Here is an 18,925-nt window from a genome sequence, read left to right as displayed (position 1 = left end):
TCACTCTAACACGAGGCTAACACCGGCTTCTGACCTTTGTAGTGTCAATCAGCGATAAACAAAATCAGCTGGCATTGACCAACTAAAATTCGTCATAAGTCATGAAACCATATTTGTTCACATTAGCCCTTATTGGCCTTGCAGGCTTAACCACATTTGCTCAGGATAACAACAAGTTACGTAAAGACGTAACGTATTCTGTTCACAACTACAAACATGGCAACAAAGCAGCCGTAGCGCGCACCTGGTCTGATCAGAAAGCAGTATCGGTACCCGCTCCGGGAACAGTAGCAGGTCCGCTGGCCAACTATAAACACCCAATGCCAGGTACGCAGCCCAGCGCCGGTGTTACGGTAGACCACACGCCCGATATGGACGTAGCGGTACGTAACTACAAAATGCAGGGAGCCAGCACGTCGGCACAGCCAAAATCAGAAATGGCCACCAAAGACAAGAAAACGACGGTGACCACTGGTAACGACTAATACTGTTTTTCTTATAGCTGTCTGGAATCAAATTAGCCTCCAATACTGGAGGCTAATTTTGTTTATACACCCGCTGATACGCTCACACCGAAACGGCTCATTTCCCGCTGGCCGGACGAACCGTTTTCATTTGAATGATATCGACTAAGAAAGCAAAAGCCATCGAGAAATAAATGTAGCCTTTCGGTATTTCAAAATGCAGCCCTTCGGCCACCAGCGACATGCCAATAATTAACAGAAAACACAACGCCAGTATTTTAAACGATGGATGTTTGCTGATAAAGGCACTGATCGGCTTGGAGGCTATCAGCATAATGGCGACTGTAACGACAACAGCCGTATACATGATCCAAAGTTCGCTGACCATGCCCACGGCCGTAATAATGGAATCGATAGAGAACACCATATCCAGAATCAATACCTGAATCAATAAATCGCGAAAAGTCGACTTGGTGGTGTTGGGCTCGTCGGCGGTTTCGTCCAGTTCAGCTTTGTGGTAGATTTCTTTCGTGCTTTTATAGATCAGAAATAAACCACCCGCCATCAGAATCAGCCCTTTTCCCGTCATGTCAATACCAGCGATGGTGAACAATGTTTTATCCAGTTGCATGATCCAGGCAATCAGCGCCAGCAATCCCAGACGCATAACCATAGCCAGACCGAGCCCCCAATAACGTAGTTTATCGCGTTGATCGACGGGTAGTTTATCTGCCAGAATGGAAATGAAAATAATGTTGTCGATTCCTAAAATAATTTCAAGAACAATCAGAGTAAGTAGCGGAACAATACTATCAAGAAATGTCATTGTATGTGTGAAGGAGATGAGAATGACTTGGTTCCTCTACTAACTCTAAACCCTACCTGCCGGTTTGTAAAGTTTCTGCTCATTAATTCATTAAAGCCATGCAAGATTCCTGGCAACGTGTTTATGTCGCCACAAATGGTATTCGGCTTCATGTTGTTCAGGCGGGTCCTGCCGATGGTCCGTTGCTGATTTTGCTTCATGGTTTCCCAGAGTTCTGGTATGGCTGGCGACACCAGATCGATGCGCTGGCCGAAGCGGGTTACTACGTTTGGGCACCCGATCAGCGGGGCTATAATCTCAGTGATAAACCTTCGGGAATCTCAGCCTATTCGCTGGATACGTTAGTAGCCGACATAATCGGCCTGATTGACGCAGCAGGCCGGCAAAATGCCGTAATTGTTGGGCATGACTGGGGAGCGGCCGTAGCCTGGTGGGCGGCCGTTACGTATCCTGACCGTATCGAACGGCTGACTGTTCTGAACGTACCGCATCCGGTTGTGATGAAGCAATTTGCCAGCAGGAATCTGGGCCAGATGCTACGTAGCTGGTATATTGGTTTCTTTCAATTACCTAAATTACCCGAATTCCTGGTACAGCTTAACAACTGGCGTTTCCTTAAACAGGCGCTACGTAGCAGCCGACGAGGAACGTTTTCGCGTGAGGACATTCAGCACTATCAGCAAGCCTGGGCACAGACGGGCGCTAGTACAGCTATGATTAACTGGTACCGGGCCGTACTTAGAAGCCCCATGAAACGCCAGCCTTCTGTTCGGGTTACGGTTCCAACATTGATCATCTGGGGCGCTAAAGACGCGTTTTTAAAGGTAGAAATGGCCCAGCTCAGTCTTACTCTGTGCGATAATGGCCGATTGGTTTATCTGGAAAATGCCACGCACTGGGTGCAACACGAAGAACCCGACCGCGTTACGGCGTTGATCATGGAAAGCGAGAGTAACTGATCTTTAACCCAATTGCTGCTTATTATAAAACCACTTCGGCGGTTCGAAGTGGTTTTATAAATTGAACTGATTATGGATTGGTTACGGCTTTTTATAGACTTTGCCGTCTTTCATTACAAACTGAACGGCTTGTAATGTTTTGATATTCTGAACAGGGTTCTCCCCCACCGCAATAATATCTGCCAGTTTACCGGTTTCTATAGAGCCAATCTGCGCATCCATACCCAGCAATTTGGCATTGGTCATCAACGCCGATTGAACGGCTTCAACGGCTGGCATACCGGCTTCCACCATATATTCAAACTCTTTGGCATTGTAGCCATGAATAAACACGCCCGCATCTGTTCCAAACGCAATTTTTACACCGGCTTTATAAGCCTTGCTAAACGTAGCCTGAATTTTAGGTCCGGTAGCCAGCGCCTTCGGAACAACCAAGGGCGGATAATACCCAAAATGCCTTGCTGAGTCGGCTACCGTTTTTCCGGCAATAATCGTAGGGACGTAGTACGTACCGTATTTTTTGAACAGTTCAATGGCTTCATCGTCCATATACGTACCGTGTTCAATCGTCTGTACACCCGCCCGAATGGCTCGTTTCATTCCTTCAGCTCCGTGCGCATGAGCCGCAACGGCAAAGCCATAATCTTTGGCGGCTTCCACAACGGCTTTTACTTCTTCTTCCGTAAACTGCGGACCTGATCCATCTTTCGCATTGCTCAACACGCCACCAGTGGCCGTAATTTTAATCAGGTCTGAGCCATCTTTGTAACGCTGACGTACGGCTTTTCGAGCATCTTCCGGCGAGTTGATTACCCCTTCGAATGGACCAGGATCGCCCATCAGGTCTTTCCGGTATCCATTCGTCGGATCAGCATGGCCGCCGGTGGTAGCAATGGCTTTTCCGACCGTTAAAATGCGGGGGCCTTCCACTAAACCGGCATTGATGGCGTTACGTAGCGATACATTGACACCCGAACCACCCAGATCGCGAACAGTCGTAAAACCAGCCAGCAAGGTTGCTTTGGCATATTGCGCCGACTGAAACGCTACGTCGGGCACGTTCTTGGTGAAGCCATCGATAGCCCCGCCCCGACGCGTCTGACTTTCCAAATGAACGTGCATATCGATCAAACCGGGTAGCACCGTCTTCGATTTTAAATCCACTACTACGTCCTTTCCGGCAGGGTTTGTATAGCCCTTTTGTACGGCGGTGATTTTATTCCCTTCTACCACAACGGTCATTTGTGGCTGAAGCGAATTTCCGACGCCATCAAACAGATTTCCGCAGTGAATAAGGGTGCGCTGGGCAAACAGAGGAGCCGCCAGCAGCGACAGCCCCGCCAGCAAGTATACTTTTCTCATAAATGATTGTTGGTTGGGTACAAAAAAGGCCGCAACAGTACGTTGCAGCCCTCAATCTACAAAAAAGACACCGAACAACTTTTATAATTTGGTAACCTGCACAACAGCCGTTTGCGGTTGGCCTTCAGTGGCTCGGCTTGGGTACGGAGTCACCTCGCGCAAAATCACTTTATAGGCCGATCCAGCTAACGTAACATTGGTCGAATCTTTGCGTTTAGCGGGATCTTTACTCGCACCAGGTTCCAGAATCAGCCCAACCGATGTTGAATCCGTATCTTTCGACAGATGTAATTTCACTTTTGCCTGACCCGCCCAAATGCAATTAGCATCCAGTGGGCACCGGCTATCCTGAATAGAATCAGCCCGAACCGCTACGTCTGCGCCGACCCGAGCCGACTGATGTAGCCCAAGCGACACCTGATCGGACGGCATTTTCCCTGAATCAGATGACCGGCAAGCAGCAAAAAGCACCGATCCAATAATACATACACCTGCAATCTGTTTTGTGAAACTCAGCATATCCTTTAGCATTTTTGATAAGGATTCGTCTGCTCGCAAAACGGTTGGATTATGTGCTTATCTTTTTACGATAACGCCGTCGGCAACAAACGTAACTGCCTTTTCCGGCTCCGTAATTTTTTCGATTTCTTCTTTCGATTTACCAGCGTCCTGGGCAAAGTGCTTCAGATCAGCTACGGGCGTAAGGGTACTTTCGGCAATCCCTTCAAAAACAACGGTTTTGCCAACGATATCTTTCGGTACAAAAAAACCATAGTCCTTGAACGTAACGCGCATAGTTTGGCCGTCTGTAGTTTTCACTTTCATCCAGCATCCTTTCACCTTACAGACCGACTCTACTGTCCCTTCAACTTTAGCGGGCATTTCTTTTTTATCGCCCATTTTAGTTGTTAGTTGCGTGGCATGGATAGCGTTATTATCCGTAATTTTTTTCCCGTGGTAACTAATTTCACCTTGTGCAAATGCCCCCATAGAGGCAGTCACGAGTAAACCGACAATGAACAGTTTTTTCATGGTAATAGATTGTTGTCAAACGTATAGACAAAGATAAAACAAAGATTCGGGCTTCTGCGCCAAGGCTTTCTATCCGGCTTTCGTTGTCAGCACCAGACGGGCCCAGTAGATTAGTAAGTTTTTTATGATTCAGCTTTATGCTAGGTAGATCAATAAAAAATATAGGCAGTTATTTTTGGCTTGCGTTCAAAAAAATACGCCAAACTAGTTGCTTTTCAACACATACCGACCAATACTTTCACTTACAACGAACACAGATGTTACGAATTAATCCGGTTTTTATTATTGGTATCTGCCTGCTAACCACTACTGCCTGCCAGAAGAAAGAAAGTGATGAAACGCCAGCCCACACCTCTTTCTTTGATAAATCTGGGATGGATACTACGGTAGCCCCCGGCAACGATTTCTTTACGTATGCGAATGGCAATTGGGTCCGCAAAACCAAAATACCCGACGATCAAACTGGTTGGGGATCGTTCTATCAGATTTATGAAGACAATCAGAAAAAGACACGCTCCATTCTGGAAGAAGCGGCCAAATCGGATGCTAAATCAGGTAGCGTAGAGCAGAAAGTCGGGGATTTCTATGCCAGCGGTATGGATACGGCTACCATTCAAAAGTTAGGCTACGAACCAGTCAAGACCGAGCTTGCCAAAATCGCGGCACTGACCAACTACAAACAATTCCTGCAGTATATCGCTGCCGACGAGTCGGGACCAGGCGGAGATTTTATTGGTTTCTATGTGGGAGCCGATGATCGTCAAAGCTCCATTAACCGCATCAATTTCAGCCAGGCTGGGTTGTCGCTTCCCGAAAAAGACTATTATACCCGCACCGACGAAGCGACAAAAAAAATTCGATCCGCTTTTGTTGCCTACGTAGCAAAGCTGTTTACGATGGTTGGCGTTGACTCTGTTTCTGCCCGTACCAAAGCCGATGCCATTCTGGAGTTTGAGACTCAGCTGGCTAAAGCACACAAAGCGCCAGTCGAACTACGCGACCCGGTTGCTAACTATAATAAGTTTGCCGTCGCCGATTTAACGAAGCAGATGCCCAATCTGAACTGGCGAACGCTGCTAAACATCATGCAGCTGGAACGTATCGATACGGTTCTGATTGGTCAGCCGGGCTACTATCGGGCACTGGACAAAATACTACCCACCGTTCCTATCAGCCTGTTAAAAGACAGACTGGTGTTCGATTTATTGGATCGTAACGCAAGTCTACTCAGCAAAGAGTTTGAACAAGCCAGCTTCGATTTCAACGCAAAAACGCTGTACGGACAGCCACAGCTTCCCGAACGCTGGAAACGTATTGCCGACCGGACGGACGGAGCGTTAGGAGAAGCGCTGGGGCAATTGTGGGTAAAGAAATATTTCCCGGCAGAAGCGAAAGAACGCATGTTAACCCTGGTCGATAACCTCCAGAAGGTGTACCGGGAACGTATCGAAAAGCTCGACTGGATGGCCCCTGAAACTAAAACAGTAGCCCTTACGAAGCTGGATAAGTTTGTTAAGAAGATCGGCTACCCCGATAAGTGGAAAGATTATTCTGACGTAGATATTAAGCGTGACGATTTTTACGGTAATGTTCAGCGCGCCCGCAAACACCATTACAAAGAGGATTTCGCAAAAATCAATCGCCCTGTTGACCGTACCGAGTGGGGCATGACTCCGCCCACTGTCAATGCGTATGCCAACCCCACCAATAATGAAGTGGTTTTCCCAGCCGGTATTCTGCAATTTCCCTTCTTCGATAAAGATGCCGATGATGCCATCAACTATGGCGGTATTGGCATGGTAATTGGCCACGAAATGACGCATTTATTCGATGATCAGGGCCGACAATACGATGCCAACGGCAATCTGCGAGACTGGTGGACCAAACAGGATGCGGAACGGTTTAAGACCAAAACACAGGCCGTTGTTAATCAGTACAATAACTACACAGTTCTGGACAATCTGCACCTGAACGGTCAACTGACACTGGGCGAAAACCTGGCCGACCTGGGCGGGATCACCCTTGCTTATCAGGCATTTAAGCTGACCAAAGAAGGCCAGAGCACCGAAAAAATCGATGGATTCACACCCGATCAGCGATTTTTTCTTGGTTTTGCGCAGGTATGGCGAATTAAGGTTCGTGACGAAACGGAGCGGGCAGGCATTTCAACGGACCCACACTCTCCTGCCAAATTCCGGGTCAATGGCCCGCTCACCAATTTCGAACCATTCTACCGGGCTTTTGACGTAAAACCAGGTCAGAAATTATACAAACCAGAAATCGATCAGGCAAAAATCTGGTAGTTTCCCCTCACCCCCAACCCCTCTCGGGTAAATCTAAAAAAAGGAAGCAAATTCGTCACGTTCATTTTACGGATCTATTTTACTGTTCTGGCACTGAGTATCTCATGCAATTTAAAGATAGTCGATAGGGGGCTATCGTCGCTGAAATCATACTCGCCTTGCAGATTGGCATGATGCCAGGTGTGGGTGTTGGTTTGCAGAATGGCTTCCAATAAAACCTTACGTTCCGCCGAATTCGCACAACGTTTAAGCTGTTCACTTAAGTACAAGAGATTCCAATAATTGATGGCGTTCATGATTAAACGCTTACAGCCCTCGGCAATTAATTGTTCCTGATACGTAGCACAGTCAAACTCGTCATTATTGCCCAGATTGACAGCTTTGGCAAACCGATTGGCATGTTCCACGCGGGTTAGAATTCCCTCAACGGTTTCCCTCAACTGGGGATCGTTGATATAACGCAGAATATACTCCGTCTTGAACAAACGCCCTAAATCCCGTAATGCCCGGTAAAGTGGATGCTGTCGGTCGTACGAATTAAGCCGCTTAAAAAGCAGTGATGCTTTAGCGTAGCCTAGTTTGATCGTGGCCACCAAACGCAAAATCTCATCCCATTGACTGGCAATATGCAGCCAGGACGAGCTGACGAGGTTGCTTGCAAAAACCTCTTTTTCAGCGAGATAGCTACTAGTTGTATAGAAATATTGACCCGAGAGGCTATTCGTGCAAAGCTCATCACGTTGATGAATGGGCAGACACAATAAGGATCAATCCTAAGCCAAATGTGTTAAGTGTATCACACTTGAGGTTAACTGATGCCAACTAGTGGCTACCGTTTATATAGCCTTTTTGTTTAACTTGTATACCATTAAATTTAGTTACGTTAATCGCTTTATGCTTACCTGCGCGGATTAAGTAATGTCGGTTTGCCTCAAACAAAAGTACCCCTTCTCTCCGTTTACCATTCGTGTCACAGTCGATTGGATTCGCTTCGCCTGAAAAGCCTCCTATATTAATAGCAACGATGAACGACCTAAACACAGAACAAATCGGGGGTGATAACGAAGAGAATCAGCACCTATCTCAACTCGAACAGACTTATCAGCAACTGCTTCAGCAGGTAGCCGACTGCAGGCAGGAACTGGATCTTGTCCAATCCGCCCTGCAGCAAGCGCAGGATGTGGTTGCAAGGCATCGTCATGTCGAAGCAGAACAAAGCAAGCTGCTCGTTCGGGAGCGCGAGCTGAATGAATTGAAATCAAACTTTATTACACTGGCCTCCCATGAGTTTCGCACCCCGATGATGACCATTTTGTCTTCAGCTTCGCTTATTAGCCAGTATAGCGCTCCTGAGGAGGGCGCTAATCGGGAGCGTCATATACAACGCATTAAAGCTGCAGTGAATAGTTTAACCAGTATGCTCAATGATTTTCTGAGCATCAGTCAGATCGATCAGAATGCCGTAGGGTCTAATGACCTGCCGTTGGAGATTACCGCTCTTTGTCAGAAAGCGATCACCAGTGTGGAGACCATGGCAAAACCCAGGCAGCGGTTTCATTACCTTCCGCAAACAGGGCCTTTATGGCTTAATCTGGATGGTCAGCTTCTCAAAAATATCCTGATTAATCTACTAATCAATGCGAGCAAGTATTCTTCTGAGGATACAGATATTCGGTTGGTTAGCGCTACTCAACACAACCACGCTATCTTTACGGTCTCCGATCAGGGTATTGGTATTCCTGATGCGGATAAAGACAAGCTATTTAGTCATTTTTTTCGTGCTCGTAACGCCGTGCCCATTCAGGGTACAGGCCTGGGACTATACTTGGCTAAACGCTATGCGGAATTGCTAGGGGGATCAATAACCTTTACGAGCCAGGTAGGCCAGGGAACTACCTTCACGGTTCAACTGCCTTTAACAAACTAGCTAGCATGAAAACCATTTTGGTCATCGAAGACAAACAGGAAGTCCGTGAAAACATTGCCGAGATGTTGCAAATGGCCCGGTACCATGTTGTTCAGGCTACTGATGGCAGGCAAGGCGTTGAGTTTGCCCGATCTGCCAGACCTGATTTGATTTTATGCGATATCCTGATGCCCGGGCTGGATGGTTATGGCGTCTTACATATTCTGACCAAAGATCCAGCTACCGCCCGGATACCTTTTATTTTTCTGACGGCAAAAGTTGACCCTGCCCACATCCGTAATGGCATGAACCTAGGTGCCGACGACTATCTGACCAAGCCAATCGACGACATTGACCTGCTAGCGGCTGTCGAACTTCGACTGAAAAAAGCTGAGCAAACAGGACAGGATGTCGATCAGCCAGGGCTAGCCGATTTTCTGGACGCGTTTCGGCATTCGGATGGAATTCCTTATTCTTCCCTTCGCTACACGAAGAAACAAGTTCTGTTCACAGAGGGGGATGCCCCGATAAATCTTTTTTATATTCGAAGTGGCCAGGTAAAGCATTTTAAAACCGATGTTTCCGGCAATGCCTTCATCACCGCTTTATCAGGTGAGGGCGATTTTGTCGGCTTGTCGGGTTTAATACTAAGCACCCCTCATGGCGAATCGGCCGAAGTGCTACTGGATGCGGAAATCTGTACCCTTCCCAAAGCCGAATTTCTGGCATTCGTAGCTAATCACCTCGATATAGGCGCTTACTTCATGCGTCTGCTAGCGACTGAATTGAATCAACGCGACGAACGCTTGCTTAAACTGGCTTACCAACCCGTTCGGAAACGGGTTGCGGAGGCCTTGCTACTAGTTCACCGTACCTTTTATTCCGTGGCCGATGAATCGAAGCGTATGCCCACAAAGCTGCCCCCCAACGAACCGTCGAGTGGTAAGCGCTCCTTATCCATGACGTTATCGCGGGAGAACTGGTCTCAATTAGTAGGGGCTTCTTCCGAAACCGTGATCCGGGTATTGAGTGATTTACGGGCCGAAGGGATGCTGGAGCTTTCAGGCAGTCAGATTACATTACTGGATATTGATCGGCTTACCCGGCTAAAACACTGACATCCTGATCCCTATCAGCTTATGAGCTGACATCGGTCAGTACGTTAGCTGATACCCATCATGGCTATCAGGTTTTCAATCATAGGTGAGGGAAGTTGAATGGTCGAACTTTGGAATATGATCAGCTCAACATCAACGGCCATTAAATCCCTTGTTATTACTTGGAATTTGCTTCTCTTCATCGCGAAAGGTCTGTCTTTTGTCTTATTTGTGATCCTGCGTTATGGGCTCCGGTATCGCTACAGGATGATCATTACGAACCTGACCAGGGCTTTTCCTGGCCGATCAACTCTGGAATACCAAGAACTGTTAAATGGCTATTACCGACACATTAGCGATTTATGCGTAGAGCCGTTCTTATTTTTCTGTGCTTCGGACGCGCATCGGGAGCAACTAGCTCGTTTTACGAACCTTGGTCTGCTGTCTACTTTACACCAGGCGCACCGCCCTGTTGTTTTACTCGCTTCGCATTACGGCAATTGGGAGTATTTGGCCAAACTTCCTCAACTTACCGACTACCCGGTTTATACCGCCTACAGCCCTATCAAAAACCACTGGCTCAATCGATTATTGATTTACCTACGGTCGCGTTTAGGCATGAGCCTGATTCCCAAGCAAAATTTCTACCGTCAGGCATTAATGGTTCTGCGAGACCCTCATAATCTTCCCTTGCTGTTACTGATTGCCGATCAGCGTCCCGGCCCTGGAAGCACCAAACATCATCTGCCGTTTTTGCATCAGGATACGGCGGTACAGATTGGAGCAGAACGCATGGCAATGCTATCTAATGCGACTGTTCTGAGTATTGAGGCTAGGCAAACGGATCGATTTCAATATCAATTCACCTTTCGATTACTGAGTGAACAGGCGGCTAAAACGGTACCCCTGGCTATCACACGACAGTACTATCAGGCTCTTGAGCGGGTTATAACCCATGCGCCTGTGTTCTGGTTATGGTCGCACAACCGCTGGAAAGGCATGGCTGCCGAACCCGCGTAATGCACCTGGCTATACACGATGTATACTTGGCCAAACATATTTGTTAGCAACGGCCGCTGGTGGCTGGTCTTCCCCAATTGATTTAGTTGAAATGAAGCAATTAGGCCTTATTCATGATCCGGTATTCACTGGAAAGAATTATACGCGGACCGATGAGTTTTTTCTGCGCTTTATTAGAATGAACGCGATCTGCCTTTTATTTATTTGATAATCTGCATCAGTGGTAGCCTGATCCCGTTGAGTATTTTGTTGTTTATGCCCTTTATAACGGGCTGGACCTGGTGGGGCCTGGCCGCTCTTCATTTCGGGGTAAGCAATTTTGGGATTAAAGGCCCTTTTGGGCTTATGCTTCACTGTACGAGCCATCGGCAATTATTTAAGTCGGAGTATGGCTGGATGAATTACTACCTTCCCTGGGTTCTGGCCCCTTTTTTTGGCCACACCCCCGAAACTTATTATAGTCACCACATCGGTATGCATCATGCTGAAAATAATCTAGAAGATGATGACAGCAGTACCATGGGCTTCCAGCGGGATAGCTGGCGAAGTTTCCGAGCTTATTTCGGTCGTTTTTTTGCTATTGGCGTCCGAAACCTGCTGTCGTATCTGCACCGAAAAAATCGATCTAAGCTGGCCAGACGGGCGTTAACAGGCGAAATTGCTTTCGGTGCCCTATGCTTGCTAATCTGTTTTGTAAACTGGCCAGCTACGGTGATGGTCTTTTGTTGCTTCTGGTTATTTATCGCCTAGTGGCCATGCTTGGCAACTGGACGCAACATGCATTTGTGGATGCTGACGATCCTGGTAATGCTTATAAAAACAGTATTACCTGCATTAATGTGGGGTATAATTATAATAAAGCGTGCTGGAATGATGGGTATCACATTAGTCACCACGTCAGACCTGCCATGCACTGGACTGAACACCCGACGTTTTTTCTTAAAACACTGGATCAGTATGCCAGTCACCAGGCTATTATTTTTGATGGACTGGACTTTGGCCAAGTTTTCTTTCTTCTGATGCATAAACGCTACAGCACGTTGGCCAGACATATGGTCAACCTGAATGGGGCTTTCTCCAGCGATACTGAAGCCATTGCATTGTTACGACGCCGAACGATACGAATTACAACGCCAAATACGGCTGAGCTGGTGTACTGAATCTTAGCTGGTCTAACTATTGGGCAATATTGAAGCGTTAGGCAATCCAGTCCACTTTTAAAGAATCTACACAGGTATTTGCTTTGAAAAATACTGATAACCATCATGTTACCTACCGATAATGGTCATAGATCAGTTTGTAAACAGCTTTTATTTTTGCTTACCAGGTAGGCATTCCCCCGGTTTACTCATTACCCACATCAGCTACTTATTCACCTTTATCAGGTTTACGATCGCTCCATCAACAAACAATTGTTCCGGCTGTAAATGATGGTAGAGCCAGATCAGGAGAGAAAATTGATTCTGATCTGGCTCATAGGCAATAAGGCGAATCCGTGGTTCTCAATGGCCTTCCTGACGTTACATTTAAAAATGCTACTTCCCTCACCTGACCTTAATCACCTTATAAAGGCAAATATTTACCGATGAATCCAACTATTGATGAATTAAATGCATTAGGTCGAATTATTCAGGCAATCAAATGCTTCAGGCAATTGTCCCCTAATGCGCAAACGGCTAGTAAGCGTTCTGAAAACGCTTACCTCAAAAAACATCTGTCAAGCCAGGACTGGCTATTCTGGAAATATCTACAGACAGAATCTAATGGCATGAAGACATTTATCAACACGCAGGTTTTATTGCCTGATCGAGTCTTTTCAGCCCAGCAATTCTCTCTCTTACTGCATCAATACAGACGGGCCGGTTTTGAATTATATCAAAGCTGGTATCAAACGGCAAAGCCAGCTAATTTTAATAAAGCGGACTTTTAGGCGTCTCCTATTAATTAGCCAATCAAATAGGCTGATTGACTAATTAATAGGAGAGCAACCCGTATTAGCCGTCATAATCATTGACTACCATACTTCACAGGAGTCTTGGTACCTGTTGGTTGACTACTTGATTTTCAAAAATTGCAGCAGACGTATAATTTGGTTTTACGTTTTTCTGCGCTTTCCGCTAGCATCTAGTCGCTGTTAGGTTTATTATTAAAAAACACTTCCTACTCGGCGAACCGTCAGCGAAACCAGTTACTAACCCCAAAAGCAATGCATAATTTGTATGGACCAGAAACTACCATCCGACGAAGTTTCCGGGGAGCCAGCATTCTTCTAATCGACGACAATCCAGATCAATGTGATCTAATTCGGACAGTACTGAAAGGATGTATACCTGAAATAGGGTTTCAAGTCGCTGTGTCGGGCGAGGAAGCCTTTCGACAGCTTCGCCACTGTCAGGCACTTAAACAGCAATTACCCAGTTTGATTTTGTTAGATCTGTATTTACCTTTCGCTGAGGATGGGTTACGTTTCGTTGAGCAGATAAAAAGAAAGGATTCGCCTTATCGCTTAATTCCCCTTACCCTACTTTCTTATTCTGCTAAGCATCAGGATGTTCTGCGGGGCTACGAACTTGGGGCCAATTCCTACATAGTGAAGCCTACCGATCATGCTCAGTGGCTGCAATCCATTCAGTCGTTGCGAGCCTACTGGTGGAATACAGTTACCCTACCCCTTGGCTAATCTAATTTCTGAGTATCCGTATACCACTCGCCCTTAATCGGACCGTTTACTCATTATCGGATGCCAATCGGGCTTACTCTTCCTCACCGTCTGCCAGCAATTTAGAAAATAGGAGATTGGCAGTTTTCGAGGTTCGCGTTACCATATCCCTGAATTTTGCCCGTTCATCGTCGGCAAGCGGCCCTTGTAGTAAAGTAGTAGCCGTGGAGATGATACCAAACTGACTTCGTAAATCATGTACGGTATGCTGTAGGAGGCCAACCCGTTGACGGGTTGATTGGTGAAGGCTATTAATCTCTGTCTGCAGTTTTTGTATCTGTTCGTTGGATGTTGCCTGCTGTAGTTGATCAAACTGTATCGTAATATCATTATTGACTGCCTTCGACAGCCGGAATAATTGCTTATAAAACTGGATACTTACCCCAGGCTCTGTTTGAGGATAGTGTTCAACAAACTGCTGAATTTCCAGATCAAGGCTATCGTAAAAGTAATCTAATTTAGTCAATACGTTTGCCAGCGGGTAGCTGTATTGCCAGCGCTTAACCCAGTATTGGCTGGCTATTTTAAGATGGCCACTTTCATAGGACTCACCGGTGACGCTCTGTGTAAACATAGACAGCAGGAGCGGGAATTGATCGGTAAAGTCTTCCTTTGAAATGCTGGAACATGCCTGAATATCTTCATTTTGTGAGCATCTGGCCCACCACTGGTTTATGATCGTCTCCTGACGGTACACTAAGTAGTCGGCTAACTGTCTAAGTTGTGCGTTGCGGTCATTGGTTGGTGTGGCCATGAGAGGATCGGATTAAGGAGAGTTATACTAAAGGTTAGGCCGGGTTTCCGGGAGGTGGTAGCGAAGCAAATAGTTGGATCAATGACTCCAGTTCAACTGGTTTGACCAGATGTCCATTGAAACCAGCTTCCTGGCTCCGCCGTTTGTCCTCAGCCTGTCCATACCCTGTCATGGCAATTAAGATCAGGCTACGGCCCCATTTCTGTTGCCGTATCTTACGGGCTGTTTCAAAGCCATCCAGCCCAGGCATACCGATGTCGAGCAATACTACCTCTGGTTTCACTTGCTGCACGGCCTCAATAGCCTGCTCACCACTGTAGCGTACATCAACCGGATAACCACTTAATTCCAATAGCATGGCGAACGAATCGGCTGCGTCCTGATTATCATCCACGATTAGAATTCGTTGTTTAACCGCAACTGCGGAAACAGAGTTAGAAGGCGCTTGAATAGGCTCGGGTAAGACAGATAGAACGGGTAAGTAAACCACGAATTCACTGCCTAACCCCAACCCACCACTCCGGGCTTGCACGCGCCCTCCATGCCGCTCAACCAGCCGTTTGACTAATGTCAGGCCCAGCCCCAATCCGCCCTGGGTGCGGGCCCGTGAATTGTCTACCTGAGCAAACAACTCAAAAATTCGCTCTAACTGGTCGGCTGCCAGGCCGATACCATTGTCCCTTACCCGTAGGCAGGCCATCGACTGGTTCGATTCCTGATTTACTAATTCCAGACTCACCCAAACCTGACCTCCCTCGGGGGTATAGCGAACGGCGTTTGTCAGCAGATTAGTCATTACCTGCGTCAGCCGGATGGCATCGCCCGACAGGTAGATGGGTTCGTTCGGCCCGGACACTGACAACTCAATCCGGCGCTCTTCGAAGTGGTGACGCATGACAGCGGAGGCCTCCTGCAACAGAGCGTTCAGATCGAGCGGTTCCAGGTGTAAGGTAATCTTCTCACGGTTGATCCGGCTTACATCCAGTAAATCATCTACCAGTCGAACTAAATGTGCCACCTGACGATTCATCAACGCCAGGGCGGCACTCATTGTCTCGGTCTGATTCGCACCTAATCCTAGCGTCTGCAGTGTAGTCCGAACGGGGGCCAGCGGATTGCGTAACTCGTGAGCCAGCATAGCCAGAAACTCGTCTTTCCGCTGGTCCGACTCGCGCAGGGTTTCTTCGGCTCGTTTGCGCGTATCAATGTCCAGCATTACACCACTCATGTGGGTTGCCTTTCCGTCAATTTCCTCTACTACGCGTCCATAACCGCTCATCCACCGCTGGGAACCGTCCTTCAGCACGGCGCGGAACTCGGCATCGAAAACGGTCCGGCGGTCAATAGCCTCTTGCAACTGGCGACTTATCCGCTCACGGTCACTAGCATGCACGTGGGCAAAATAATCGCTCGAACTGAGGGGGCCAGGTTGAGGATTCATACCAAACAGTCGGAAGTGCTGCTCGTTCCAAATCACCTGGCCTGTTACTAAATTCCAATCCCAGGTGCCCATACGGGCGGCTTCGATGGTGAGCCTGAACCTTTTTTCTGACTCGCGCAGGGCTTGCTCGGCCTTCTTACGCTGGGTAATATCGCGAGCCACGCTCGACACTCCGATGACCTGCCCAGCCGTATCCTTTACGGGTGAAAGTACAACTTCCAGTATGAGGGATTTGCCATCTTTGGTAACCCGGACGGTCTCGTAGGTTTCAACCCGTTGGAATTGCTTGATTTTTTCGGTTAGTCTCAGCACCTCGCTCAAATCCTGAGGCAGCGTCAGCATCCCTAGTGACTGACCGATGGCTTCTACAGCCGAGTACCCGTAGAGTGTTTCGGAAGCTTTATTCCAACTGGTGATGATCCCATCAAAATTGACCGTAATCACGGAATCCTGCGATGATTCGACAATCGAGGCCAGAAAATAGTTGGCTTCTTCGGCAACCTTGCGCTGGGTAATGTTGACGAACGTCACCACCAGGCCATTGATGCGGTCGTCGGCCGTTCGGTAAGGGAGCATCCGCATCATATATACGCGTCCGTCGGTAGTTCTTACTTCCTGCTCTACCGGCTGGAGCGTTGCCAATACCCGTTCGGCATCCTCCTGTAGGTGCGTATAGTCTAATCGGTTGGTGATATCAGTTACGGGCCGTCCGAAATCCGTTGGGATCAAATTGAAAATATCTCGTGCCGCTGGTGTAAACAGGTTAATCCGCAAACTACGATCCAGAAACAGAGTGGCAATGTCGGTCGAGTTAATCAGGTTTTGCAGGTTGTTTCCGACCAGTGAAATCTCTTCCACTTTTAGTTTCAACTCCTGATTGACTGTTGTCAGTTCTTCATTGATCGACTGAAGTTCTTCCTTACTGGTTTCAACTTCTTCGGCCGACGAGCGCAGTTCTTCGTTTATGGCCTGCAACTCTTCGTTAGTCGCTTTGAGTTCTTCGGCCTGTAGTTCGTGCTGCTCATTGGCCAGCCGTAACTGTGCCTTGGCTCGAATCAATTCTTCCTCCAGGTGGTGGGCGGCTGGTCCAACCGAAGTCAGCGCCCGTTCGGCATCACCTGCCTCCTCGGGCGTAGGCTCAAAAAGGACCAGCATAAAACCGCGCGCCGAATCGTATTCCCCTAGCACCGGACGTACGTGGAGGGTCAGGGTTTGGATTTGATCGTCTAAACGAAGTTTAAGCTGGCGCACCGCCACATTGGTCCGCTGCTGGCTGGCCTGGTAGAAGGCGGTGCGCAGGTCCAGGCGCAATTCAGGTCGGATAAGTTTCAGCAGGTTTTTGGAAGGTTCTCCCCCGGCAATTTGCAGGTAGCGCCCCGCCCGCTCCGATATGTGCAGGATATCGTATTCGTCATTAACGATAATGGATGGGGGCGCATACTGTTCCAGTAATCGTTGGTGCAACTCGCCGTAACTGGCCCGCTCGTTCGAGCGTTCGTCTCTCTTCGGCAATGGCTCATGCAAAGGCTTGATCTGGTAGGCCTGCCACTGGTTCATGTCGGGTACGGGAAAGGAGCGCATCGGCACAGAGCGACTTTGAAACAGGTGCCGTTCCCGATTCACGGTAGCAAACAAATCGCTAACTCCATCTATGCTTTCAGCCAAACCCAGCAACAGATAGCTGTCGGGATTCAGCGCGAAATGGAATGTCTCCAGTACCCGCTGCTGAGCCGTCTGATTCAGATAGATGAGCAGGTTGCGGCAGCTCACCAGGTTCAGCCGGGAAAAAGGGGGATCTTTGAGCACATTGTGGTAGGCAAACAGGACCATCTCCCGAATCTCCCGACGAATGCGGTACTGCTCACCTTCCTGCGTAAAAAATCGACGCAGACGCTCGGGCGATACGTCGGCGGCATCATTGATGGTATAAAGTCCTTCGCGGGCGATAGCAATGGCGGCCTGATCAATATCGGTGGCAAAGATCTGCACGCGGGGCGCATCAAGTACATCCAGTGTACGTTCAGCGCACAGTATGGCCAGCGAGTAAGCTTCTTCGCCCGTAGCACAACCGGCCACCCAGATCCGAATGATATCGTCTTCTCTTTTTTCGTGGGTCAATAGGGGGATAATCTGATTCTCCAGGGTAGCGAAGACAGGACTATCCCGGAAAAAATTGGTGACTGAGATCAACAGATCGTTGAGCAGCGATTGGGTTTCTTCGGGATGCTCGCGCAGAAAAGTTACGTACTCGGGCAGTCCCGACAGGTTGCGAACGTTTATCCGGCGCTCCAGCCGACGCAGTAGGGTTGGGCGCTTATAATTGGAAAAGTCATGACCAGTACGCTGGCGTAGTTGGGCAAATAACTCGCCCAAGGCCTGCTGCTGGCTTTCTGTCTCTGGTTTAGGGCCCAGGTCTATGACGACAGTAGCCCGGTTTTGTAGGTAAGCCAGTAACTTAGCGGGAATCTGGGTCACAGGCAGAATGTCATCGACCAGCCCCGTAGCAATGGAATGGCGCGGCATTTCATTGAATGCAGCCTCGCGGGGATTTTGTACAAAAACCGCCCCGCCCCCTTCCTTGATGCGCTTAATACCCATCGAACCATTGGCACCAGTTCCTGAGAGAATAACTGCTATGGCCTGGGAGCCCTGGGACTCGGCCAGGGTGCGAAAGAAAATATCTACTGGTGCCCGCCGATCTTCTATGCGCGCATTCGGCAATACAAGTATATCGCCATCGGCCATTTGCAGGTGCCTATCAGGCGGTACGACGTACACGTGATTAGCAACGACTCTTACCCGCTCTTCCACCTTTGTGACGGGGATGCTGGTCACACTCTGCAGTATCTGGGTAAGCTGACTATCATAATCGGGGGAGAGATGTAAAATAACGACGTAGGCTAAGCCTGAGTCAGGGGTTACCTGCTCAAAAAATTGGGTTAGCGCTTCCACTCCGCCTGCTGAGCAGCCAATGCCAACGATCAGGGTCTGGCCGGGGCTGGGCTTACCGGGTGTTGCCGGGGTTAATTTCTTTTTACTCAC

General features: G+C 48.2%; 14 protein-coding genes and 2 pseudogenes. 9 read left to right on the top strand and 7 right to left on the bottom strand.

Annotation, left to right across the window (positions count from 1 at the left end; genetic code table 11):
• Nucleotides 1-101: 101 nt before the first annotated feature.
• Nucleotides 102-485, top strand: a complete 384-nt coding sequence (locus tag GK108_RS08700) for a hypothetical protein (RefSeq protein ID WP_163945983.1) — start codon at nt 102-104, stop codon at nt 483-485.
• Nucleotides 486-582: 97 nt separating this feature from the next.
• Here GK108_RS08700 and GK108_RS08695 read toward each other — a convergent pair whose 3' ends face one another.
• Nucleotides 583-1,290, bottom strand: a complete 708-nt coding sequence (locus GK108_RS08695; RefSeq protein ID WP_163945980.1) for a TerC family protein — start codon at nt 1,288-1,290, stop codon at nt 583-585.
• A gap of 98 nt (nt 1,291-1,388) precedes the next feature.
• Here GK108_RS08695 and GK108_RS08690 point away from each other — a divergent pair, with 98 nt between their 5' ends.
• Entirely contained in the window at nt 1,389-2,249 is an 861-nt protein-coding gene (locus tag GK108_RS08690) for an alpha/beta fold hydrolase (RefSeq protein WP_163945977.1), read from the top strand.
• Between the two features lie 81 nt (nt 2,250-2,330).
• Here the strand turns inward: GK108_RS08690 and GK108_RS08685 are convergent, their stop codons facing one another.
• The 3 genes from GK108_RS08685 to GK108_RS08675 all read right to left on the bottom strand — a co-directional run bounded on the left by GK108_RS08685 (nt 2,331) and on the right by GK108_RS08675 (nt 4,643).
• Nucleotides 2,331-3,611, bottom strand: a complete 1,281-nt coding sequence (locus GK108_RS08685; protein ID WP_163945974.1) for a metal-dependent hydrolase family protein — start codon at nt 3,609-3,611, stop codon at nt 2,331-2,333.
• 81 nt (nt 3,612-3,692) lie between these two features.
• Nucleotides 3,693-4,130 carry a hypothetical protein gene (locus GK108_RS08680; protein WP_163945970.1) on the bottom strand — a complete coding sequence of 146 codons (438 nt, stop codon included), beginning with the start codon at nt 4,128-4,130 and terminating at the stop codon, nt 3,693-3,695.
• Between the two features lie 57 nt (nt 4,131-4,187).
• Nucleotides 4,188-4,643 (bottom strand): DUF4920 domain-containing protein, encoded by a 456-nt coding sequence (locus GK108_RS08675; RefSeq protein WP_163945966.1) that lies wholly within the window; start codon nt 4,641-4,643, stop codon nt 4,188-4,190.
• Between the two features lie 257 nt (nt 4,644-4,900).
• On the opposite strand from GK108_RS08675, the gene GK108_RS08670 reads away from it, so the two are divergent.
• Nucleotides 4,901-6,946 (top strand): M13 family metallopeptidase, encoded by a 2,046-nt coding sequence (locus tag GK108_RS08670; protein ID WP_163945961.1) that lies wholly within the window; start codon nt 4,901-4,903, stop codon nt 6,944-6,946.
• A gap of 74 nt (nt 6,947-7,020) precedes the next feature.
• Here the strand turns inward: GK108_RS08670 and GK108_RS08665 are convergent.
• A pseudogene (locus GK108_RS08665) lies at nt 7,021-7,575 on the bottom strand (Tn3 family transposase); the annotation flags it as partial.
• Between the two features lie 395 nt (nt 7,576-7,970).
• Between GK108_RS08665 and GK108_RS08660 the strand changes: the two are divergent.
• From GK108_RS08660 to GK108_RS08635, 6 genes and pseudogenes are all read left to right on the top strand, one after another.
• Nucleotides 7,971-8,873 carry a sensor histidine kinase gene (locus GK108_RS08660; protein ID WP_163945958.1) on the top strand — a complete coding sequence of 301 codons (903 nt, stop codon included), beginning with the start codon at nt 7,971-7,973 and terminating at the stop codon, nt 8,871-8,873.
• Nucleotides 8,874-8,878: 5 nt separating this feature from the next.
• Entirely contained in the window at nt 8,879-9,970 is a 1,092-nt protein-coding gene (locus tag GK108_RS08655) for a response regulator (RefSeq protein ID WP_163945955.1), read from the top strand.
• Nucleotides 9,971-10,138: 168 nt separating this feature from the next.
• Entirely contained in the window at nt 10,139-10,969 is an 831-nt protein-coding gene (locus GK108_RS08650; RefSeq protein WP_246224761.1) for a lysophospholipid acyltransferase family protein, read from the top strand.
• A 255-nt stretch (nt 10,970-11,224) separates the two neighbouring features.
• Nucleotides 11,225-12,129, top strand: a pseudogene (locus tag GK108_RS31530) (fatty acid desaturase family protein).
• A 425-nt stretch (nt 12,130-12,554) separates the two neighbouring features.
• Nucleotides 12,555-12,899, top strand: coding sequence for a hypothetical protein (locus tag GK108_RS08640; RefSeq protein WP_163945948.1), 345 nt, complete (start codon nt 12,555-12,557; stop codon nt 12,897-12,899).
• A 276-nt stretch (nt 12,900-13,175) separates the two neighbouring features.
• On the top strand, nt 13,176-13,649 hold the full coding sequence (locus tag GK108_RS08635; protein WP_163945945.1) for a response regulator: 474 nt from the start codon (nt 13,176-13,178) through the stop codon (nt 13,647-13,649).
• A 73-nt stretch (nt 13,650-13,722) separates the two neighbouring features.
• Here the strand turns inward: GK108_RS08635 and GK108_RS08630 are convergent, their stop codons facing one another.
• Complete coding sequence (locus tag GK108_RS08630; protein WP_163945942.1) at nt 13,723-14,442, bottom strand: histidine kinase; 720 nt, start codon at nt 14,440-14,442, stop codon at nt 13,723-13,725.
• A gap of 34 nt (nt 14,443-14,476) precedes the next feature.
• A complete protein-coding gene (locus tag GK108_RS08625; protein WP_163945939.1) occupies nt 14,477-18,925 on the bottom strand; it encodes a CheR family methyltransferase in 4,449 nt (1,482 codons plus the stop codon).

It is taken from the genome of Spirosoma terrae (assembly GCF_010435915.1).
Taxonomy (GTDB): Bacteria; Bacteroidota; Bacteroidia; order Cytophagales; family Spirosomataceae; genus Spirosoma; species Spirosoma terrae.
The sequence above is the reverse complement of the archived record's forward strand: the minus strand, read 5'-3'. Positions and strand labels throughout refer to the sequence as shown.